20 protein-coding genes are annotated in these 23,644 nt (G+C 39.1%); all 20 read right to left on the bottom strand.

The window, feature by feature from the left end; translation table 11 throughout:
- Positions 1-12: 12 nt before the first annotated feature.
- The 20 genes from AC04Q1_RS11065 to AC04Q1_RS10970 all read right to left on the bottom strand — a co-directional run bounded on the left by AC04Q1_RS11065 (position 13) and on the right by AC04Q1_RS10970 (position 23,601).
- Complete coding sequence (locus AC04Q1_RS11065; protein WP_478364551.1) at positions 13-1,461, bottom strand: zinc-binding metallopeptidase; 1,449 nt, start codon at positions 1,459-1,461, stop codon at positions 13-15.
- Positions 1,462-1,479: 18 nt separating this feature from the next.
- The gene (locus AC04Q1_RS11060; RefSeq protein WP_478364549.1) at positions 1,480-2,946 is read right to left on the bottom strand and encodes a RagB/SusD family nutrient uptake outer membrane protein; all 1,467 of its coding nucleotides are present in this window, start codon (positions 2,944-2,946) and stop codon (positions 1,480-1,482) included.
- 17 nt (positions 2,947-2,963) lie between these two features.
- Complete coding sequence (locus AC04Q1_RS11055) at positions 2,964-5,888, bottom strand: SusC/RagA family TonB-linked outer membrane protein (protein ID WP_478364547.1); 2,925 nt, start codon at positions 5,886-5,888, stop codon at positions 2,964-2,966.
- Between the two features lie 35 nt (positions 5,889-5,923).
- Positions 5,924-6,586, bottom strand: a complete 663-nt coding sequence (locus AC04Q1_RS11050) for a carboxypeptidase-like regulatory domain-containing protein (protein WP_478364546.1) — start codon at positions 6,584-6,586, stop codon at positions 5,924-5,926.
- 26 nt (positions 6,587-6,612) lie between these two features.
- Positions 6,613-7,584 carry a FecR family protein gene (locus tag AC04Q1_RS11045; protein WP_478364544.1) on the bottom strand — a complete coding sequence of 324 codons (972 nt, stop codon included), beginning with the start codon at positions 7,582-7,584 and terminating at the stop codon, positions 6,613-6,615.
- Between the two features lie 129 nt (positions 7,585-7,713).
- A complete protein-coding gene (locus AC04Q1_RS11040) occupies positions 7,714-8,316 on the bottom strand; it encodes an RNA polymerase sigma-70 factor (protein ID WP_478364542.1) in 603 nt (200 codons plus the stop codon).
- A gap of 97 nt (positions 8,317-8,413) precedes the next feature.
- The gene (locus AC04Q1_RS11035) at positions 8,414-8,956 is read right to left on the bottom strand and encodes a DUF420 domain-containing protein (protein WP_316843307.1); all 543 of its coding nucleotides are present in this window, start codon (positions 8,954-8,956) and stop codon (positions 8,414-8,416) included.
- An 84-nt stretch (positions 8,957-9,040) separates the two neighbouring features.
- On the bottom strand, positions 9,041-9,736 hold the full coding sequence (locus AC04Q1_RS11030) for an SCO family protein (protein WP_478364540.1): 696 nt from the start codon (positions 9,734-9,736) through the stop codon (positions 9,041-9,043).
- Entirely contained in the window at positions 9,736-10,089 is a 354-nt protein-coding gene (locus tag AC04Q1_RS11025) for a cytochrome C oxidase subunit IV family protein (RefSeq protein WP_426326308.1), read from the bottom strand. The genes AC04Q1_RS11030 and AC04Q1_RS11025 overlap by 1 nt, the downstream gene beginning before the upstream one ends.
- A 25-nt stretch (positions 10,090-10,114) precedes the next feature.
- Positions 10,115-10,828, bottom strand: a complete 714-nt coding sequence (locus tag AC04Q1_RS11020; RefSeq protein ID WP_215130621.1) for a cytochrome c oxidase subunit 3 — start codon at positions 10,826-10,828, stop codon at positions 10,115-10,117.
- Positions 10,829-10,859: 31 nt separating this feature from the next.
- Positions 10,860-11,426 (bottom strand): cytochrome c oxidase subunit 3, encoded by a 567-nt coding sequence (locus AC04Q1_RS11015; RefSeq protein ID WP_478364537.1) that lies wholly within the window; start codon positions 11,424-11,426, stop codon positions 10,860-10,862.
- 15 nt (positions 11,427-11,441) lie between these two features.
- Positions 11,442-12,350, bottom strand: a complete 909-nt coding sequence (gene cyoE / locus AC04Q1_RS11010; protein WP_478364535.1) for a heme o synthase — start codon at positions 12,348-12,350, stop codon at positions 11,442-11,444.
- Positions 12,351-12,362: 12 nt separating this feature from the next.
- Positions 12,363-13,421: a COX15/CtaA family protein gene (locus AC04Q1_RS11005; protein ID WP_478364534.1), complete on the bottom strand. Its 1,059-nt coding sequence runs from the start codon at positions 13,419-13,421 to the stop codon at positions 12,363-12,365.
- Between the two features lie 83 nt (positions 13,422-13,504).
- Positions 13,505-15,385 carry a cytochrome c oxidase subunit I gene (locus tag AC04Q1_RS11000; protein ID WP_478364532.1) on the bottom strand — a complete coding sequence of 627 codons (1,881 nt, stop codon included), beginning with the start codon at positions 15,383-15,385 and terminating at the stop codon, positions 13,505-13,507.
- Positions 15,386-15,408: 23 nt separating this feature from the next.
- Positions 15,409-16,641 carry a cytochrome c oxidase subunit II gene (locus tag AC04Q1_RS10995; RefSeq protein ID WP_478364530.1) on the bottom strand — a complete coding sequence of 411 codons (1,233 nt, stop codon included), beginning with the start codon at positions 16,639-16,641 and terminating at the stop codon, positions 15,409-15,411.
- Positions 16,642-16,710: 69 nt separating this feature from the next.
- A complete protein-coding gene (locus tag AC04Q1_RS10990; RefSeq protein WP_478364528.1) occupies positions 16,711-17,934 on the bottom strand; it encodes a quinol:cytochrome C oxidoreductase in 1,224 nt (407 codons plus the stop codon).
- 16 nt (positions 17,935-17,950) lie between these two features.
- A complete protein-coding gene (locus tag AC04Q1_RS10985) occupies positions 17,951-18,556 on the bottom strand; it encodes a c-type cytochrome (RefSeq protein WP_478364526.1) in 606 nt (201 codons plus the stop codon).
- On the bottom strand, positions 18,528-19,064 hold the full coding sequence (locus AC04Q1_RS10980; RefSeq protein ID WP_055903280.1) for a DUF3341 domain-containing protein: 537 nt from the start codon (positions 19,062-19,064) through the stop codon (positions 18,528-18,530). The genes AC04Q1_RS10985 and AC04Q1_RS10980 overlap by 29 nt, the downstream gene beginning before the upstream one ends.
- A gap of 2 nt (positions 19,065-19,066) precedes the next feature.
- Positions 19,067-20,539, bottom strand: a complete 1,473-nt coding sequence (gene nrfD, locus AC04Q1_RS10975; RefSeq protein ID WP_478364524.1) for an NrfD/PsrC family molybdoenzyme membrane anchor subunit — start codon at positions 20,537-20,539, stop codon at positions 19,067-19,069.
- Positions 20,540-20,565: 26 nt separating this feature from the next.
- The gene (locus tag AC04Q1_RS10970; RefSeq protein ID WP_478364522.1) at positions 20,566-23,601 is read right to left on the bottom strand and encodes a TAT-variant-translocated molybdopterin oxidoreductase; all 3,036 of its coding nucleotides are present in this window, start codon (positions 23,599-23,601) and stop codon (positions 20,566-20,568) included.
- Positions 23,602-23,644: the final 43 nt, after the last annotated feature.

Here is a 23,644-nt window from a genome sequence, read left to right as displayed (position 1 = left end):
TATTTTAAATGATTACAATGTTCCAAATAGGTAAGATGTAGGATCAGTTGTTTTTACAAGTCCACCGAATATACTTTTCGATTGCGGAACGATATCATCCACCCAGCGTATAGTAAATTGCTGCCCTTTAAAATAGTTTAGCAAAGTGGGGATAGCAGCTTCTATTGCCCTTGCATTTGCATAAGTTACCGTTGTGGGCTGCGTGTCGGAATAAGCCAATGTAATGTTTCCATTGACATTGTTTACATCAAAATCAAAATCAGCATTAAAACCCACGCCTAAAGCAGCAGTAGGATCCATAAAATTCACCCTTAAGATCACTTTGTTTGCCGCGGTAAAATTTAAAGCAATATTATCAATATAATAACCTATACCTGCCTGCAGACCTGTATTTGCTGTATTATACGCTGTTAAAAACTTTGCCGACAAACCGGTTAATTTCTGAGGGTTTACTGTAATGATACCATAGGTCCTGCCTGGCCCCAACAAACTATTAAAATCAGCGGTTGGAGATTGCGATTCTATAGCCGCCTGGGTCCTGGCCTGTAGGTCAGCAATGTCGATACCCCAGCTATCTTTCATATAAGACGTTACAATAGCTTTCTTTCTTAATAACTTCGCTCTTCCATCTGTATTTTGTTCGTAAACGCCCTTGCCATTTCTTTTAATATAGATACCATCATATACAAACAGGTTGTTTACAATATTATTGAAATTAGCTTGTCCACCTTCTAACAAGGTAGATAAGGTTTCGACAAAATCATCGTCTTTATTCGATCTCGAATAGGGTGTAACAAAGCCTTTACCCCAAAAATCTGCCTCGTACATAATTTTATCCAAAGCAGCGTTTGTTGAGTAAGCACCTCTAAAAATATTAAACCATGTTGCGGTATAATCGCCTGGGGTTATTCTTTGGTAATCGGGAGTTACCGCGATGTTCTGGTTAAGGATGTGGCCAAATTCATGGTGCATGGTATGCAAAATTTGTCTAACGGCGGCCTTATTGTTCTGATCAAAAGTATTTAAATCCAGTAATACAATTTTTCGTCCCGATTCTGCCGTACCTAGGGTAATGGTACCGTTACTGTTATATGAAGGGCTACCTGCCAGATAAAACTGTTTTTGGCAATACTTTTTCATGAAATTTTCGCCTTTTACAGCTACATAAGGATCGATCCATGTTTTTTTGATGATACTCATTACAGGTATCACCAGATCTTCCTGGATAGGTACTACGTTTTTATAAATTTCACCTAATTCAGATCTGTCCCACTTATATTTCACCTCAATATTATAGGGTGTGGTATAATTGGTGCTGATCCATTCATCGATTGGTCCTTTTGCCCAGGTATCTCCGCCCAAACCAACAATGTTTGTATTTAAATCATCCTTTTTGCTACATCCCGCTAAAAAGATTGTGGTCAATGCAACTAATGATATGCTTAATAATTTCTTTTTCATAATATTCTGATATTATAATTAACGGGGATTGGCAGCTAATCCAGCTGCTACTGCATCTTGAGGAATCTGAACTAACCTACGTGGGTCATCAGCACCCAATGAGATTTTGATTTTACCATCCTGGCTATTGTGTTCTATCGGAATTTTTAACCTTAAAACATCCATCCACCTCAAGCCTTCGTGCATAAACTCCTGACGTTTAAAATTCAATACTGTTCCAACTAACGCATCTTTAGCCGATAGTGCCGGGAAAAATGCTGTTGCTTTTGCTTCGGTAAATTTATCTGCTGTTGCAGAATAGTTTACAATTCTTTTTGATAGGTAAGCATCAATATCGGTAATGGTTAGTGCATTATTCCCCAACATCGCATTGGCTTCAGCTCTATTGAAAAGAACTTCTTCACTTGTAAATAAAGGCACCATATTGTAAGCATCACCAAAATTGGCACTGATGGTTTCTTTCACAAAATGTTCCCTGAATTTTGGGATATTATACACTACATCGGTACCCCCAAAAATTTTATTCGAGAATGCAAAAGCTTTTCTGCTTGGGTTATTTGCCGATGAAAAGATTGGCAAAACAGAAGCACTTAAACCATAATTATAACTTGCATAACTGCGACCCCAATAGGAGTTTGCTTCCTGTAACAATAAGTTGGCCGGCTCGGTAGAGTTCGTATATAAAGCCTGTAATTCATAATAACCCAATGCATTATATGTGGTATTCCATGCTCTTAAATTATCTGAAATTGTTACCCCCGGGAAAACCGCATTTGCATGGTCGATTACCTTTTGATATTCTTTTTTAAATAAATAAAAACGCGTAGCAAAAGCATGGGCGGCCTGGGTTGTAAAGTGATATTTAGGAACCCTATAGGTATTGTTTTGGATTAGCGGAAGACCTTCTTCAAGATCCTTTTCGATATTGGCATAAACACTGGCAACTGTACCCCTACTGTAATTGCCTTCGACAATTTTTTGAGGTAAGGTTACATAGGGTACACCAGGATCGGATGCAGCAGTTGCCGGATCGTAAGCTTTGGCAAAAAATGTGACCAACATAAAGTGTACATAAGCTCTTGCTACAAGTGCTTCTCCCCTACTTGCCGAATATTCGGCTGTATTACCTGCCTTATCAATGGCTTCTAATGCATAATTTGCTGCTGCAATGGCTTTATAACAAGAATTCCAATAAAAGGGCGGAGTATCTTCGGAAGTAGCATCAATCTGATCAATATAATTCCATGGAGATGAGTTGGGTAAATCTCTTCCTGTTGTTCCCTTATCGCCTGCGTTATCGCTCATGGCTTCTGCAAAAGCAAGATAATTACCATGTGGATAGGCATTTGCCAACAATTCGGCAACTTTAACCGAACTATTTAGCTCCGTACGGTCATCAGGCTGATGCTCCAAAAATTTCTTACAACCTGAAGATAGCAGTAAGCCAGAACATGCGATATATATGAATATTTTATTTCTTTTCATTTCTTTTCAATTTAAAATTAGAATCCAACTTTTAATGAAAGCGTATACTGCTTTGGAATTGGCAATGCCACACCTCCGGACGCAAAAAACTCAGGATCTTGTCCTTTAAGTTTTTTGTCAGAGTAGATTAACCAAAAGTTGTTCGCCACTGCGCTTATTGAAGCATTATTTGCCCCGATAGCTTTCAGGATTCTCGCAGGTAACGCATACGAAAGCGACAGTTGTTTTAACCGTATAAAACCTCCATCAGCAACCCTCGCTGTTGAGTAGTTATAGGTATTGTATGGATATGTACCATCTATATTTGCTGCTGCTTCAACATCAGGAATAGAAGGAATATTGGTTTTCAGTTCATCGCCAGGCAATGTCCATCTATCTTTAAACTCGTTAGGCAATGCATCTAAATCTGAATAAGAGGTTGCAAATACCGGGTTCAATCTGATTTTGTTCCCTGCAGAAAATGTAAATAAAGAGCCAAAAGTAAAACCTTTGTAACTCACACTGTTGTAAAAACCACCAGTTAATTTCGGATCTGTAGGTCCTTCATACTTTAAGTATTTGGTTTCCAAACTCTGCATATAAACATCGCCACTTTTCTCGCCTTTCTCGTTGATAAATTCAGGGATACCGGTATCGTGGTTTAGTCCTGTAAAATCAACGGAATACAATCCCCGGTAAGGAAATCCTTCCTGTGGCCCACCATCGGCAGTTACTAAACTGAAGATATTTTGCGGACTTGAAAGTTTAGTTACCTTGTTTTTGTTGTAACCAAAGTTTAGGTTACTTCTCCAGTTCCAGTCTTTTGATTTTACAATAGGACCACTCAACGTAACCTCAATACCTTTAGAGTTCATGTCGGCATAATTGGCTGTTGTTAAATATTGGCCACCAATACCTGAAGTTCTTAAAGGGCTGATTAAATCGAAGCCGTTTCTGTTGTATAAATCGACCGTTAAGTTTAGCTTATCTTTAAAGAAACCTAAATCTACACCAAGGTTGGTTTCGTACTGTTTTTCCCAGGTTAAATCGCTGTTTTCAATATACTCGATATTCATTACCGATTCAGTTTCATTTGTGTAGGGCCTTAATGCACTGGCATTTCTTAAAACCAAGGCAGAGTTTGTAGCACTTCCCAAACTTGCAGTTAACCCATAAGTTGCCCTAATGGTAGCACGGTTAAGAATCTTGGTTACATTAGAATTATCGAAAAAGCTTTCTTTATCAATATTCCAGGCACCAGAGATGTTCCAGGTTGGTAACCACCTCGCAGTAGCCGAGCTACCCAATTGGTTCGAGCCATCATATCTTCCTGTTGCGTTGAATGAATATTTTCCATTATAAGAATACGCAGCCCTGGTCATAAATGCCGCGAAACGATCGTATCTGTGGTTCATCGAATAGTAATTCAGGTTATTCAGGACTGCCTGTTTCACAATATTTGGATCGATAAAGGGCACACCGCCTTTATCGTATTGATAACCATAACCGATCTGGCTTCTGGTTTGGCGGTCGGCCATTCTCATTTCCTGAACAGCATAAATATTGATTAAATGCTTTTCATTGATTGCATTATCATACTCAATGGAGTTTCTAACCATATACGATTTAAGAAAATCGTCGGTTGTATTGTAAAAGCCACCATAAGGAAGTACAACCACCGGTTGCAATTCTGGATGTTCAGGATCACGGAACAAGAAACGGTTATTATCCTGGATATAAGAATCACCATTGGCCCTATAGGCATTGGCCATATTTGAATTTTCCCTTACTTTATGCTCATTTCCACTTTTCACATACCTCATGGAGGCCAAGAAATCGTACTTGAAGTGTTTCGCAAATTTATAACCCAAGCCACCCTGAAGTTTAAAATCCAACATACTTAACTCTAATGAGTTATTGTCCAATTCGTTTAAGATATTAAAATCGGCAAAGTTCCTGGTAAAGTTTTCCCTGTTGCCATTTTGATCAAATGCTGTTAGGGTTCTACTTGTATTTAAAGCATAACTGAACGGGTTAATATCGAAATCTCTGGAGTAAGTACCCTCCACCGGATTGCTAACACGCCCAACTGTTCCGGGTGCTTTTTGATTACGGATTGATCCAGTTGTAATAAAATTAACCGAAAGTTTATCTGTTAAATTAAAAACAGCATTTACGTTACCTGTATAACGTTCTACATTATTACCTACTGCCCAACCATTATCATTTAAATAACTGGTAGAAATATAAAGCTGAGATTTATCGGTTCCTGAGGAAACACTGATACCATGTTCCTGCATCAGCGAATTTTTGAAAAGCACGTCAAACCAATCGGTATTTGCAGTAGCGTAACGCATTAAAAATGAATTTCTTGCTTCCGGTGTATTGGCCAAGCCAAATGCACCCGATGTTGCATCGTGTGTATTAATGAGTTGATACATCTTAGTGTACACTCCACCATCAGCAGCTCTTGATGCACTCGAGTGGTTTAACCACCCCTTACGGGCCAACTCCGAATACACCGACATCTGGTCTGAAGAATTCATGATGTTGTAACTATCGTAAGTAGGTTTTAAATAAGTAGAAAAATTGCCTGTATAAGAAATCAACGGTTTACCAATACGGCCTTTTTTAGTGGTAATTACTACCACACCGTTCATTGCCCTTGCGCCATACTGTGCGGTTGCTGCCGCATCCTTCAAAATATTGAAACTTTCAATATCATCGGCATTGATCCCTGCAACTGATGAACCGATCAAAGTGCTTACATCTCCAGAAGACAACTGCTCGTTAGAGATGTTTACCACATCTTCCAAAATCACACCATCAACTACCCAAAGTGGTTTATTTTCGCCTGTAATTGAAGTGGCCCCACGTACACGGATTTTTGGTGCTGCACCGAAAGTACCCGATACATTTTGTACCGATACCCCGGCTACCCTACCTTCGAGCATACGGCTCACATCGGTAATACCATCCTGTTTAACATCTACACCTCTTAATGCCGTTGCAGCTCCGGTAAATAATTTTTATTTAAATTTTGATAACCGGTTGACACGATATTCACATCTCCCAGTTGGTTTGCATCCTCCTCTAAAGTAACATTGATTACGGTTTTACCACCCACTGCAACATCAACAGTTTTATAACCGATAGAAGCAAAAGATAGGGTTGCCCCCTCTTTCACTGTAATTTGATAATCTCCTTTACTATCTGTTGAAACCGCATTTGATGCTCCCTTCTCGCGGACACTAACGCCCGGCATAGCAGCGCCATCTTTCTTATCTCGAACGGTTCCTTTAATGGTAACGGCTTTTTTTGATTTATTTCGGGGGGGCTCAACAATCTTTAAAATTACCTGGTTGCCAACCAACCTGTATGAAATGTTTTTTTGTTTAAGCTGATCAAGCGATTCGGTAATCGATGTCAGTTTTGATGGTACATCCAGCACCATTGTTTTGTTGATTTCAGCTGCATCATATACAAAGCTCACTTTGTAAGCCTGCTCAATTTTTTTCAGATAGTTATCTAATCTTTCGGGTTTACCATTGGCTTGCCTTGCATTGGCCCTGGCCAAAACAGCCCAAAAGATTGCACACAGCAGTAAGGCTACCCGGCGCAAACTTATTGCTGCATTTCTTTTGTAAAAATTTTTCTCCATAGTTGATTTTGTTAATTTAAAGTTGATTAGTTTATAGATGTTTTTAAAGTAATTGTGTCTTTTCGGTGTATAATCTTAAACCCGTAGGTTTCTTTTAATACCGCTAAAACCTCAGTTAAACTGTTGCTTTTAAAAGTTGCATTGAACTTTTTAACGAGTGGTTGGTTCGTTTCTAAAATGATATTCTTTTGGTAATAACTGCTTAGCTGTTTGCACACCTCCTCAAGCGGGGTATCTACAAAAACAAGTTCATTGGTCAGCCATGCGTCTGCATTTTGCGAAACCCTTGTGGTGAATTGTTTGTTCGTAATATTATAAGATAGTGCCTGCCCGGCGATCAGAATGGATGAAGTGCCATTTTTATAAGGCGAAAATAATACCCTTCCTGTTTTAACATCCAGATCGATCTTGTTTGGAGAATAGTCGATATTAAATGATGTTCCCAGTACCTTAACCTTCGATTCGCCCATTAATACGCTAAAAGGATGTTTTGGATCCTTGGCAATTTTAAAGAAAGCTTTACCATGATCCAGATAAATTTCTCTGGACGAAACAGCAAACTTCGCTGGATACCGAACCGTACTATTCTCGGCAAGAATAACTTTAGAACCATCAACCAATAGCACAGAATCTTGCTGATTGGCTACAGTTTTAATCGTTAGGTAAGCGGGCTTTGAACTTAAGTTGTAAAGCCAATAACCCATGCCCAATAAAATAATTGTTGCAGCGATGTTGCGGAGCCATACAAAACCTGTAGAAAGCTTATAGGTACGTTTCCTTAATTCGTGCTTAAAATCGGCCTGTATCTGTCTCATATCCAGTCCATCAAGCAAGGCGGATTTAGAAGATAAATTCCATATCTTCTCTATATCATGAAAATATTGTTCATGTTCAGCAGATTCTGTTCTGTAAGAATTTATTACCGCACGAAGATTCTCATCCTGCGGATGGTTTAAATACCGAACAATTAAGTCCAAGTATTCTGGTTGGTTAAGCATTAGTGAGTTTGGTTTTGTACTATAAAGACAAACCAAGCTTAAAAAACCCCTAAAAAAAATGATAAAAAAATAAAATTATTTTCGATAACAGCTGTAGGTATAGCTTAAAGGCATTTTTTATGCGGGAAATTAATATAAATATACCGACATCATCATCAAGTAGCTCTTCCCCTTTTTGTTCAGCGTTTGATCCTCCAGAAACCGTGCCCTTAAAACTTTAAGGGCATTTCCGATATGATTTTCTACCGTTTTTTCAGATATATCAAGTGTTTGGGCAATTTCCTTGTACTTGAAGTTTTCAAACCGGCTCAATTTGAACACTTTTTTGCATTGCGCAGGAAGTTTATCTATTTCATTCCTCAAAATGATGATCATTTCGTTCTCCTCATCAAGATCGCTGAGATAATCGTCGGAAAAAGCTGTCGCTAATTTTAAATGATGCTGTTCTAAGCTTTTTTGACGATTGGTATAATTAATGGAAGCATTGATAACAGAACGGTACAAATATGATTTTACCGATTTCACTTCGGCAAGATTTTCCGGGAATTCCCAAATCTTGAGAAAAATATCCTGAACAATCTCTTCAGCGGTATGCACATCACTGATATATTTATCACTGGCAAGAATAAGTTTCTGAAAATAAGAGGTATAGAAACGTGTAAAGGTAGCACTCTGTCCCCTTTTTATTAATGAGATCAAATCCCTTCCCGTTTCTATTTGTGCAACATCCATTAATATATAATTGTACCGGACAGTTAATACCGAACCAATTATACACAATAATGTGCAAATATGAATACAAGAAATGAACTTTAACTAACGAATTAGGTTAGTATTGGTAATAAGGCGAAATCATGAGATAAACTACCACACCAGTAATAGCCACATATAACCACAATGGGAAAGTGATTCTTGCAATCTTTCTATGACGATCGAAACGCTGAGCTAAAGCCCTCACATAAGTAACCAATACCAAAGGGATAATGGCAATGGAAAGTAAAATGTGGGTTAATAAGATAAAGAAATATACATACTTGATGGCCCCTTCTCCCCCAAATTTCGTTGAAGGTGTAGTCATGTGATAAGCAATGTACATCACCAAAAATAATAGCGAACACCCGATAGCTGTTTTCATTAAATTTTGATGTAACTGTATCTTTCCATTTTTAATCGCCCAAACGGCAACTACCAACAATACTGCCGTAATGCCGTTAATGGTAGCATATATTGGAGGCAAGAAAGGTAAAGTTGGGGCGTCAATACCTAAATCTTTTAGCTTTACTACAAATAAAAAGGCTACCGCTACCGGAATGAAGATGGAAAGGATAATGATCCATTTGCTATATTTTTTCTCAATCGGGCTATTTTCCATGAGTTTTTAAATCTTTTCTATTTTATAAATCTTTTCAATCAACGACTGTGGACTTGCGACTAAGAACTCCAAACGCTTACCCAATTACCTACCGTCGTTAACATTCCTCAAATACTCTGCAATAAGCACTTTGATTTCATCTTCCAACTTTGCGTTAGCGCCAGCATCATCTGCATCATAAATACCGCGTATGCGGTGTAAATTGTCGATCAGGACAATCTTATTGCTAAAAATAAAGTTGGTCTTTCCATTTGCGTCGTCTGCTATCGCATCAAGCAATAAACCCTGTTTAATCAATGGATAGGTTTGTGCGGTGTCGCCAGCTAAAAAATCCCATTTGCCTTCTTTTGCTTTAAATTTAGCTGCAAAATCTTTAATCTTATCCCGGTCTGCCGGATCAACAGAAAGGCTTAAAAACTTAACCAAAGGTTTTTGCTCATAACCATCAGATAACTGTTTAATGTATTTATTGGTTTGCTGGTTATTGGCACCTGTATAGAACAGATTCAGCACCACAATTTTGTTGGTCAATGATTTCCAGGTGATGGTATCATTTTGCTGGTTTATGAGTTTAAAATCAGGAATCTTATGATAAATGGTATCGGGTATTTTTTTTCCCTTTACGCTATGGAAAGTAGTGGCAACAACCTTTTCACCAAAGATGGGCAAACTCTTATACCTGTTCTTTGCGAAGTGCGGCAACAAGTAAAAAAACAAAAATCCCGGTATAGCTAAAATGCTTACCAGGATTATTACCTTTTTGATAGGACTTCTTTTCATTAATGGTTCATCATGTGGATGTTTAAGAACCCACCTTCTATCAGCATTAAAACAATAAAGTAAATAATGAAAATAAATGATACCGTTAATGCAAGCTGTAAGCCCAATTTCTCATATTTTAAGTGCATAAAGTATGCTACGATATAAAACGCTTTCAACAAAGTTAAGCCGATATAAATGTAGTTACCCACATGCTGCGTCATAATTCCCTTCGGAATTAAGACCAACGCAATGATAAATTCAATTACGGTGATTAACAAAAGGATTCCGAAAACTTTCCAGATTTTACCTTTCGATAAACCTGCATGATCTCCGTGCCCGTGTTCTTCTGTTGTATGTGTGTGCTCTGACATAAAAATATTTTTATATAATGATAAATTAAACCAAATAGAAGAATGTAAATACAAACACCCAAACCAAATCAACAAAGTGCCAGTATAAACCAACTTTCTCTACCATTAAATAATGTCCTTTTTTCTCAAAAGTTCCATTAATGGTCATGATCAGGATGATGATGTTAATGATTACCCCACTAAATACGTGGAAACCGTGGAAACCGGTAATGGTAAAAAATAAGTTTGCAAATTGTTGTGAAGCAACTAATGATACGTCTTCTGGTTTAAGGAAAAAGTGTTTCAATTCTTCTGCAGAAGGAATATGTCCCCACCAGAAACCATCATGGTGTAAGTGCGTCCACTCAATTGCCTGACAGCCTAAGAACATGAAACCACCAATAATGGTTGCAATCATCCAGCCGATAACTTCCTTTTTAGAACGTCTGTGTCCGGCCTCTACCGCTAATACCATGGTTACTGAACTCATGATTAAGATAAAGGTCATAATACCTACGAAAACTAATGGAGCGCCATGTTCAGCAATACCCGGGATCGATTGGAAAACCTTATCCGGCGCTGGCCATGTTAATTTAGAAAAACGCTGAGCGCCGTAGTAGATCAATAGAGATGAAAAGGTAAAAGCATCTGACAAAAGGAAAAACCACATCATGATTTTACCATATTCTACCGACCACGGAGAACGACCACCATTCCATGGCCCGGTTTTAACTTGATCTAATTGTGATACTGCATTCATTTGGAAATAGTATAATAGTTTGTTAACAAATTTAACGGTTCAAAAGTAAAAAAACATACAGATATATCCATAATATATCTATAAAATGCCAAAAAATAGAAGCAATTTCCATTCTGTACTGGACTTTGGCAACAGGCAAGCTTTTATAACTTCCTGCTAAAGCATTAATAATAAGGCCAACACCACCAATAATGTGCAAAAGGTGCATGCCCGAAACCACATAGATGAACGATATTGCAGCGTTGTTTCCTACAAGGGTAGCACCAGTTCTCACCATACTTCCCCAGGCATTAAACTGCATTACACCGAACGCGATGGCCAATATCATCGTAATCCAGAGCATATTGCGCTGTAAGCTAAAGTTTAATTTCTTTAAAGCCCTCGAAGCAAACACCAGGGTGATGCTACTGGCAATAATTACCAGGCTAGAGTAAATAAAGGCATCGGGTAACACTAAACCGTGTCCCTTTCCCTTTGAAGCGGCAAATACCAGATAATAACTGGTAAAGCCACCAAACATAATTGTAGATGATACGACAAATAACCAGACAATAAACTTTCTTGGCTTAGGGTCGAACGTATCCTGCATCTTTTCCATTGTTAGCACCATAAATTATTTTGCTATAAAATTTAATAATAAGCCCAGCTGTACTGCCGGGATGTAAAAAAACGAACAGAACATTACCCTTTTTGCATCGGTCATTTCTTTGTTCATTAAAAGTTTAAAAGCCAGCCAGCTAAATATCAAGCCAGCAATTAAAGATAAACCAGCAATGTAATAACCGCCAAAACCATAAATGGTTGGCAATAAACTTACCGGGATTAAAACCAGCGTGCTTAAAAAAGTAAGCAGTGCCGATGTTTTATCTCTTTTCTTGGTTGGGAGCAATCTAAAACCAGCCTTTTTATAATCATCGTCCAATACCCAGGCAATGGCCCAGAAATGTGGAAACTGCCATACAAACTGAATTAAAAACAGTATTCCTGCAATGTAATAATCAATTTCGTGGAACTGCTCGGCTTTTAAACTTCCAAAGGCGGCCAAATAACCGATAAGTGGTGGTAAAGCGCCGGGAATTGCCCCTACAAAAACAGCAATCGGTGATTTCCGCTTCAATGGTGTATACGCAAAGGCATACAACAGAATTGAAAATACAGAAAGTAAACCTGTTTCGAGATTTAATTTCCCCAGTAACCAGGTACCAAAAAAAGCCATGAAAACACCCAAAATCAATCCCTGCCCGGTAGTCATTCTACCTGCCGGCATAGGGCGGTCTTTGGTTCTAGACATTAACTTATCCAGGTCTTTCTCTATGATCTCATTAAAACAGTTTGCAGCCGCGGTAACTAAAAATCCACCAGCGATTAAAATCAACCAGTTTCCCCAATCGATATTGGGAATATAACCTCTGCCCACCTGCATTTTCTGACCGATCAGAAATGAGATCGATGCCGAAAACACCACCGTAAACGATAGTCTGAATTTGATCAGTTTAGAAAAATCTGAAAGATATTGTTTCAATTTTCTTAAATATTATTGTTTATAGGTACTTGTCCGGTAAACCAACAGGTACAGATAAAACTGTAAACTAAATAACAGCGTAGAGAATAAAATGTGCAATGCCTGTGCTGCCGGTGGGAAAGCAATATATGCCAACGCCAAACCACTTAATAATTGTACGAGAAGCGTAATCAATATAAACCTGGCTGTTAATAACGGAGCCGCTTTGCCACTAAAACGATCGATCACCATTTTGTATACCACTGCGTTCGCAATCACGACCAGTATGGCCAAATCGCGGTGATAAGAAAATACCTCCCCTACCTTCGAAATCCATATAGCTTTACTGCCATAAGCCAGTGATTTTGCAATCACATCCACAGCTTCTCTTACATCAGTGCCTAAAATGATCTGGATCAGGCTAATTACAAGTGTAAAGAATAAAAAACCCTTCAGCCATAAGATTCTGTACATAATTACAGAAGGTGCCTTATTGAGTTGCTTAGCATAATTGTACGTATAAATGGATATCGCCAAAATGACCAATGCCAAAAGCATATGTACAGTGACCACCCATTGCGCCAGATTCGTAGAAACAACTATCGAACCTAACCAGCCCTGATAGACAACCACAAAAAGATTCAGGATACTGAGCACAATAATCCGTTTAGCTGTTTTGCGGTAAGTAAAAGAATACGCTACTGTTAAAAACAGGAATATCCCTGCGGCTACGCCAGCCAATCGGTTTAAGTATTCGGTCCAGGTTTTAGCCGGATTAAATTCTTCAGGTATAGTAATGCTCTTATCATGCCTGATACTATCAGCCAAGGCTACCTTGCCCATGCTTTCCAGATACTTGGCGAACTTCTCATTTTTCTTCAACCTGCCCGCTACATACTTCTCTTTATAATTGGCAGGAAGTTGCGATACATCGGTAGGCGGAATATAACGGTCGAAACATTTTGGCCAATCCGGACAGCCCATGCCTGATCCTGTACTGCGCACAATACCGCCGGCAAGTATAACCAATAGCGTAACGATGATGGTTATAAGATTGATGTTAATGAAACGTTGTTCTGATCTGCTGACCATATATCTATTAAGATGAAAAGGGTATCCGGATAAGCAGAAACTTAATCAGATACCCCTTTTTAAATTGTATTTAAGCTTATAAACTAGCCCTTGTTTTCTGCAACTGGATTAGCCAGTTCCCAATCATGCTGTATTTTTTCGGCTTCAGCATTTCCCTCAAAATCGTGAGGCAAGTTAGAGCTCATGGTTTGAGAAAAAGGAACGGTTTGAGGAATAAAATCTTCATCATGTCCTGGCTTGCTATAATCGTATGGCCATCTGTAAACTGTAGGGATTTCTCCTGGCCAGTTACCGTGAAGGTGTTCAACAGGTGCAGTCCATTCTAATGTATTCGATTCCCAAGGGTTCTGAGGAGATACTTTTCCTTTAAAGATTGAATAGAAGAAGTTAAACAAAAACGCTACCTGAGCAAGCGCTGCCATAATAGCGGCCCATGTTACAAATATGTTTACTGTTAACCATTTCTTCATGAATTCGAACTCAGTAAATGCATAGTAACGACGAGGCACACCATCTAAACCTAAGAAGTGAAGCGGGAAGAATACCAGGTAAGCCGCAATGAAAGTTAACCAGAAGTGTAGGTAACCTAATTTAGCATTCATCATTCTACCGAACATTTTAGGGAACCAGTGATAAACACCCGCAAGCATACCAAAAATCGCTGCAGATCCCATCACCAGGTGGAAGTGGGCCACAACAAAATACGTATCGTGTAAGTTAATATCCAAAGATGCATTTCCTAAGAAGATACCCGTTAAACCACCAGAGATAAAGAATGAAACCAAGCCTATAGCAAATAACATTGCCGGAGTGAAACGGATATTACCACGCCATAATGTAGCCAGATAGTTAAAGGTTTTTACTGCCGATGGAACCGCGATAATCAACGTGGTGATCATAAATACCCCACCCAACAACGGATTCATACCCGTTACAAACATGTGGTGACCCCAAACGATGAATGATAATACCGTGATACCGATTAACGAGTAAACCATCGCATGGTAACCAAAGATTGGTTTACGTGAGTTTACAGAAATAACCTCAGATGAGATACCCAATGCCGGCATAATTACGATGTATACCTCAGGGTGACCTAAGAACCAGAATAAGTGTTGCCATAAAATTGGGGAACCACCTTCGTTTGGTAAAATATCAGTACCCATTACGATATCTGATAAATAGAAACTTGTTCCAAAACTACGGTCGAATACCATTAATACTACCCCAGCTACAAGAACAGGGAAAGATAAGATACCTAAAATAGCAGTCAAAAAGAAAGCCCAGATGGTTAATGGCATTTTCCAAAGGTCCATACCTTTGGTACGCATGTTTAAGATTGTACTTACGTAGTTGATACCCCCCATTAAAGATGAAGCTACGAAAAGTACCATACTGATTAACCAAAGGGTCATACCCATTCCAGATCCTGGCATTGCCTTAGCTACTACTGATAGTGGCGGATAAACCGTCCAACCGCCAGAAGCTGGTCCTGTTTGGATAAAGAATGACGACATCATGACCACACAGGCAGTAAAGAAAAACCAGTATGAAAGCATGTTCAGGAATGGCGAAGCCATATCTCTCGCACCAATCTGAAGTGGAATCAATAAATTACTAAAGGTACCACTTAAACCGGCCGTTAGTACAAAGAATACCATGATGGTACCGTGAATGGTTACCAGTGCCAGATAAAAATCGGGTTTGATACGGCCACCTTCAGCCCATTTACCTAAAAATGTTTCCAGGAAAGGGAAATTCTGGTTTGGCCAGGCCAATTGGATACGGAATAAAATGGATAAGCCCATCGCTATTACCGCCATAATGATACCGGTAATTAAAAATTGCTTGGCAATCATTTTATGATCCATACTAAAGATGTACTTTGAAATCAAAGTCTCTTTATGATGCCCATGATCAGCGTGATCGTGATTGTGTTCGTCGTGTAATGCTATTGTTGACATAATTCGTTCGCTCCTGCTTAATATTATTTATTTAAAGCCATTTGGTTAGTTTTCGCAGCAGTAGAATCCGTTGCTGCTGAATCTGCTACTGATTTTACAGGTGCAGGTGCCACTGGCAAATTAAATTGTTTTCTTAAATCATCATTTAAGTATGTTTTCTGCTCAGCAATCCAAGTTTTGTACTCGGCTTCAGAAACTACACGTACCACTTTTTGCATATTGTAGTGACCAGATCCACAGATTTTAGCACATAAGAAAAGGTACTTAAAGTTAGGATCGTTCGTTTCTTGCTGCATTTCAGCAGTAGTTTTAGTAGGCGTAAACTCAAAAATAGTCCTCATACCTGGTACAGTATTTAGTTGCACCCTAAAGTGGGGCATATAAAAACTGTGAATTACATCTTTACTGGTTAAGATCAGCTTTACTGGTTTTCCTACAGGAAGAACCATTTCATCAGCCATTTCATCATCACGTGAATTCAGATCTTTAAAATCGATACCCAATGGATTGGTAGCAGTAGTTAATTTATAGTTTTTGTTACCCACTACACCATCAGCTCCGGGATAACGGATAGACCATTTAAACTGCTCTGAAGTTACTTCAATCTGCAATGGTTTGTGGTTTGGATCTTCAACTTTGAAGAAAATTGATCTCCAGGTTAAGAAACCCATCAATACCAAAACGGTTAATACCAAAGCCGGAACGATTGTCCAGATTTTCTCGATAGTATTGTTGTGTGGGTAGTAGTAAGCTTTTCTTTTAGCAGAGTATTTGTAGATATAAGAAAATCCGAATAACAAGATGTGTGTTGCCACAAATACGATTGTAGTGATGATTAATGTTAAGTTAAACATCTCATCAATTTTCTTTCCGTGTTCTGATGCTGCAGCCGGAAGTAACATGGCGCCATGCACCGTGTATTCCCAATATACACCATATAAACCCAACACTAAAAACAGGGCAAATAAACTGGCGTGTATTCTGTTCCAGTTAATGCCTGCAGGTTTACCTTGTGCTTCGCGGCTTAATTCATACACTCTTATTGCTTTACCAATAATCGCAATGAATAAGCATACGGCAAGGAAAACCAGAATATAAAATATTACCGATTTATAAACCTCGCCCATATCAACTTTCGGTGCCGCGGCAGCACCTGCTGCTGCATCTTGCGCAAATACGCTAGTGTTTGCAAAAACAGTAATCAATACTGCTAAAGCTGCGGTCGTTTTATTCGTTATAAACTTTCTTAAACTCATTTTCTTAAAAGTAGTACGCTGTACTGCTAATTATAATAATAATTAAATATTTGCTCTATCTTATCACCACTATAGTTGATGATGCAAACTTTCTTGTAATAATGGGTGATTCTTTGCAATTAAAGGTTTTTTGCTCAACGATGTTAACACCGTAAAGGTAAACAATCCTACGAAACCTATTGCAGTACCAATTTCAACAATACCGAAACCATTATGACCGTCTTCTACTGCTCCTGGCATAATCATTTGGTAGTAATCTACCCAGTGACCAAGCAATACCACGATCGCAACGAATAATAATTTCGCGTCTGTTCTTTTGTTATCTCTATCCATTAACAATAATACTGGCGCTAAGAAGTTCATCGCAAGGTTTAAGAAAAACCAGAACTTGTAATATTCGAAACGTTTGTAGAAATATACGGTCTCTTCCGGCATGTTTGCATAGTAGATCAATAAGAATTGAGCAAACCATACGTAAGTCCAGAAGATAGAGAAACCAAAGATAAACTGACCTAAGTTGTGCAAGTGGCTATTGTTAACCCACTGCATATAACCCGCTCTTCTTAATAAGATAATGATAATCGCGATAGTAGCCAAACTGCTTACCCACATTGCTGCGAAGTTGTACCAACCGAACATGGTGGAGAACCAGTGTGCTTCTAACGACATGATCGTATCGAAAGCAAAAATCGGTGTAGTAAATCCGTAAATAACAAGGAAGATACATGCATTTTTAAAGCTCTTTCTGTAAGAATTTAAACCACCAGCTAAATCTTCGTTATAAGAAAATTTAACAAACATGATCGAAAAGATACTATAAACACCTAAAAACACGACCTGACGACCCAAAAAGAAAGGTACATTCAAGAAAACTGATTTACCAGCAATGATCGAATCATAGTTCGCACTGTTTGGATCTGTTAATCCTTCCGAATGCCAGTGGTGATATAAATTGTGTGTGTACAAACCTGCTGAAATTACAACAACAAGTATTACAGCTGCGATAGGCAATGTTTTTGCCATAGCTTGTGGTACACGTAAAATTGATGCAGACCAACCTGCTTGAGCTACATATTGAACAGCCAGGAAAAATGTACCCGACATACAAACGCATGCAAAGTAATATGCCATAAGCAACAGGTTGGCAAAAGTACGCTCGTGCATCACTTTATCACCAGCTAAGAAACCATAAAGAATAGCTGCGGCACCTAAAGCGATACCAACTATGCTTAATGTTTTTACTCTTCCTGTAAACTCAAACTGTTCACTAAAATTAATATTGTGAGTTCCCATTTATATTCTGCTTTACTTATTGTTGTTTTTGTAATTCCTGAACATACATCACCACTTTCCAACGATCTGTTGGTGTGATTTGCGAAGCATGCGAGCCCATATTATTTACACCGTATGTAATGGTGTGGTAGATTTTACCAGCGGTAAGTGCTTTCATATCTCCACCTCTCGACGAACTTCCTGAGAAGTAAGAAGGTACACCATTAAATTTCTCAATTTTAACCAGGTGTCCTTGTCCATCGCCTTTTTCTCCGTGGCAAGGGCTACAGAAAACTTTGAACAAATGTTGTCCCTGGGCCAAATTAACAGTATCAACCGGTAAAGGGTTCACCATGCTCACACCTGCTGCTTCGTAACCTTCTTTTGTATTAGGAAACTCATCATACTCTTTAAAACCTACTGGTTTAGTATGTGCAGGTGGCAACTGTGCAGTTTTACCATCTTTAAAATTCTTGTTTGGCTGATCCGGATTGTAAGCAATCGGATCATACATGTTTCTGGCATATTCTAAGCCAGTACTGCGTTTATCTTTACAAGCTGAAAAGGTAGCTGCAAAAGCGATAGCTAAAAACGCCGTGTAAACAAATTTATTCTTATTCATAGCTAATGTACTTCCTTTCATTATACTTTATCTCTAAAGCACCTGCATCTTTTAATAATCCATCAATTACAGTATGTTCCAAATTGTCTTTTGCATCAACTGCAATCACAAAGCGGTCATCTGTAGCTCTTAAATCCATCACGCGTGGTGCTCTTCCCGGAAATAAGTGTGTAGATGCATAATATGTTAACACCATACCAAAAGCACAGAATAATACTGTAAGCTCGAACATTATCGGAATAAAATCCGGCAATGCAAATGATGGTTTACCACCGATGTTTACTCTCCAATCGATTACTGCGCAGAAATAAATCAAAGCGAATGCACAGCAAGTACCGGTAATACCAAAGCAAAATGCTGCGATATCGATTCTAGATCTTTTAATTCCTAATTTGGCTTCTATTCCGTGTATAGGCATTGGGGTATATACATCATGGATACTGATGTTATTCTCCTGAAGTTTTTCGATGCCGTGCATCATTTCGTCAGGATCACCGAAACTGCCTAAAATATATTTGATATCACTCATTGTTATATTTTTGCGTAATCTTCTTGTTTAACACTATCAAATTTCTCTAAAGACTCTATGTACTCAGCTACATATTCTTTGTTCTCGTGTCCTTCTTTAATCTGTTTCAATTTCGCTTGCTCACTCGCAGTTTTTAATAATAATTTAACCTCTGCGATGGCGATTGATGGCAATACCCTTAAGAACAATAAGAATAAAGTAAAGAACAGACCGATTGAACCTACGAATACACTCACATCAACCCATGTTGGATAAAACATTGCCCAACTTGATGGAATATAATCACGGTGTAATGAAGTAACGATAATTACGAAACGTTCGAACCACATACCCACGTTTACTACGATTGACAAGATCCAGGTAGCACGGATGCTCAAACGGATTTTTTTGAACCATAATAGCTGTGGTGAAATTACGTTACAGGTCATCATCATCCAATATGCCCACCAGTAAGGACCGGTTGATCTGTTGATAAAGGCGTACTGCTCATATTCTGAACCCGAATACCAGGCGATGAAGAACTCAGTTAAGTAAGCCACACCTACGATTGATCCGGTTAAGATGATGATTTTATTCATCGACTCGATGTGGAACATCGTGATGTAGTTTTCTAAACCCAATACTTTACGTGCAACCAATAATAAGGTTAACACCATCGCAAACCCTGAGAAGATCGCCCCTGCTACGAAGTATGGAGGGAAGATCGTGGTGTGCCATCCCGGGATTACCGATGTTGCAAAGTCCATGGATACAATCGTGTGTACCGAAAGTACCAGTGGTGTAGAGATACCTGCTAAGATTAACGACACCGCTTCGAAACGTTGCCATGTTTTAACACTTCCACTCCACCCGAAAGAGAAGATAGAATAGATTTTTCTGCGTGTACCTACTGCACGGTCGCGGATGGTAGCGATATCCGGTAATAAACCTGTGTACCAGAATAATAATGATACAGAGAAATAAGTCGAGATCGCAAACATATCCCATACCAGTGGTGAGTTAAAGTTTACCCAGATTGATCCGAACTGATTCGGTAAAGGTAAAACCCAATATGCTAACCAAGGGCGGCCCATGTGCGATACAACATAAGTTGCCGCACAGATTACCGCGAAGATGGTCATTGCCTCTGCAGAACGGTTGATCGAGTTACGCCAGTTCTGACGGAAAAGTAATAGTACTGCCGAAATAAGTGTTCCGGCGTGACCGATACCTACCCACCATACGAAACCGGTGATATCCCATGCCCAACCTACTGTTTTATTTAATCCCCATGATCCGATACCGTTCCAGAAGGTGTAGCTTACCGCTACCACCCAAAGTAAAGCACCTAATGAAGCAAAGGTGAAACCAATCCACCAAGCCTTGTTCGGCTTGTTCTCTACCGGGCCTAAAATATCATCCGTAATTTTTGCATACGTGATGTTATCTCCGGTAATTAATGGTTCTCTAAGTATTGATTCGTTATGTCCTGACATAATTTGTATTTTCTTTATACTAAAGCTTACGCTTGTACTGTTGTATCTGTATTTCTAATTTTTGTCATGTATCCGATACCCGGTTTCACATTGATCTCTTCTAATACGTAGTAGATACGCTCAGAACGTAATGCTTTTGAAACCTCTGAATTTGGATCGTTTGCATCACCAAATACAATCGCATTTGCTGAACAAGCTTCCTGACAAGCCATTTTAATATCGCCATCTTTCAATGGGCGTTTCTCCATTTTAGCCTGTAATTTGCCACCTTGTATACGCTGGATACACATAGAGCATTTTTCCATTACCCCTCTCGAACGTGTAGTTACATCAGGGTTTAAAACCAATTGGGTAAACTCGTTATTTAAATAGTTATCGAAACGTGAATCGTTCCAGTAGTTGAACCAGTTGAAACGACGTACTTTGTACGGACAGTTATTTGCGCAGTAACGTGTACCTACACAACGGTTATAAGCCATATGGTTTAAACCATCACTTGAGTGAACAGTTGCCAATACCGGACAAACGGTTTCACAAGGTGCGTGATCACAGTGTTGGCACAACATTGGCTGGTGAACCACAGAAACGTGATCTAAGTCTTCTAGCTTAGCAATTTCTTTTTCTCTGGTTACATCACCTGTTGATGTTTCGTAGCTATAGTAACGATCGATACGGATCCAGTGCATCTCACGACGACGGCGAACCTCATCACGACCTACAACTGGAATGTTATTTTCTACGTTACAGGCAACAATACAAGAACCACAACCTGTACAAGCATTCAAATCGATTGCCATTACCCAGTTGTTACCTGGTTTTTCATATTGATCCCAAAGATCGTAATCTTTATGTCCTTCACCTTTACCGGTTCCAGCAGCTGGATCTTTAAGGTATTCTTTAAAAGTAGCTTCACGGATTACGTTACGGCCTTCGAAAGAATGGTGAGTTTGAGTTTGTGCCAATTCGTAAGTACCACCTGTTGGGGTAATCGTTACCGAAGTAGCATATTGGAAAGTTCCGTTTACAAAAGAAACAAAAGGGAATGCATTTTTACCCACATTGTCTCCAGCTTTACCAACTTTGGTACGGCCATAACCCAATGCGATAGATGCAGTTCCTTGTGCTTGTCCTGGCTGGATCAATACCGGAAGATCTACTGAATATCCGTTGCTACCTTTAACGGTTACAACATCAAATTCTTTAACTTTTAATTTCTCAGCATATTTTGGTGCAAGGGCAACAAAGTTATCCCAGGTTACTTTCGAAACCGGATCAGGTAACTCCTGTAAGAAGGCATTGTTGGCATTTTTACCATCACGCATCGGGATGTTTTCGTAAACCTGCAATTCTACATCCTTGGTTAAAGCTTTGCTGCTGTTTGCAATTGAAGTAGCCACAGCACCTAAAGATAAGGTAAAGCTATACGCGCCTGCAGTTTTTGCTGTTGCAGTAACCACACCTTTTTCCAATACCTCATCCCATTTCAAACCTACAGCTGGTAACATTTTAGCTTCCCAGTTGCTGCGTACAAACTGATAGTAGTCTTTAACCGGAGCATCAGCCCATGTTAATAAACTCTCTTCAGCCTGACGGCTATTGAAAACAGGGTTGATGGTTGGCTGAACGATCGAATAATAGCCTTCGTAAGCATTTGCATCACCCCATGATTCTAAATAGTTGTGGTTAATGGCAATGGCGTCACAAAGTGAAGCCGTTTCATCAGCACGGTCGGAGAATGAAATTTTTGCAGGAACCTTAGCCAATGCATCTGTAAATGCTTTCGCATTTGCAGCATCGTAAACCGGGTTACTGTTTAAGAATAAAACAGCTCCAACTTCGCCACGGCTCATTTCAGCAACTAAACCGTTAAATTCGGCATCGTTACCAGCATATAAATAGCAAGGGTTATCTAAATCGATAGTCGTACCATAACTTCCGATAGCGGCGTTAATGGCATTTACCAAAATCTGGGTAGAAACATCGTTCGAACCACAAACTACAAGGCCTTTACCTTTAGCTTGCAATAATTCTTTAGCTACCAGTTTAATTACTTTATCGGCAGTAGTGTTGTTACCCAATGTTCCACCAGGTAAAGCACCACCGGTAATTGCATTGTATAAAGCAATTAATGCAGGTCCTTCTTCCGATAATTTAACCGGAACACGGGTATCTGCATTGGTACCTGTTAAGCTCATTCCACTTTCGAACTGAATGTGGCGGCTCATTTTTTTATTTTCTAACGATTTATAGTTACGGTTAGCTGTGTATTGAGCAGTAAACTCCTCACCGCTAATCCAGGTACCTAAGAAATCGGCACTGAAACTTACAATTAAATCAGCCTTATCAAAGTTGTATTTTGGTAAAACGGCTTTACCAAAACTGTTCTGATTGGCCTGGATAATACCAGTATAAGAAACCGCATCATACTGAACCAATTTAGCAGCAGGATATTTGGTAATAAACTGTGCAATAACGGCGTTGGTTGATGGGCTGTTTACTGTTGATGCAACAATACGGATTTTCTTTCCACCTGCCTGTGCTTTTGCCAACTCGCCTTTTACAAAGCTGTCGATTTTTGCCCAGGTGGTTTCTTCCGCTTGTCCGCCTTTTACCAAGGCCGGAGCTTTTAGTTTAGATACATCATATAAATCTAAAACCGAAGCTTGCGCTCTGGCATCGGTACCACAGTTAAACTGACCCGCATTTGGATTTGGTTCAATTTTAATTGGGCGACCTTCCCTTGTTTTAACCAAAATACTCTGGCCGTTAAAGCTAGACGTATAATAGTTAGGAATACCTGGAGTAACTTCTTCAGGTTTTACCAAATAAGGGATAGATTTTTTTAACGGTGTACTTTGGCAGGCAGCTAATGTAACGGCACCTAAACCAAAACCTAACGCCTTTAAAAAGTCGCGGCGTGGGGTAACGGTACTTAACCCTGCTTCATTTAAAACATCTTCTATTGGAAGTGGCTCGGCGAATTCGTTTTTGTTATTCTTAACAAAATCGGGTGTATTGTTATACTCCTCTAAGCCTTTCCAGTATTTTTTATTGCTTTCCATTTAAGCTATATTACTGTTTATCGAACGTTCTTACTAAACTCTA

It is taken from the genome of Pedobacter humicola (genome assembly GCF_056490705.1).
Note: the sequence above shows the minus strand (reverse complement) of the source record. Positions and strands in the feature narration are given on the sequence as shown.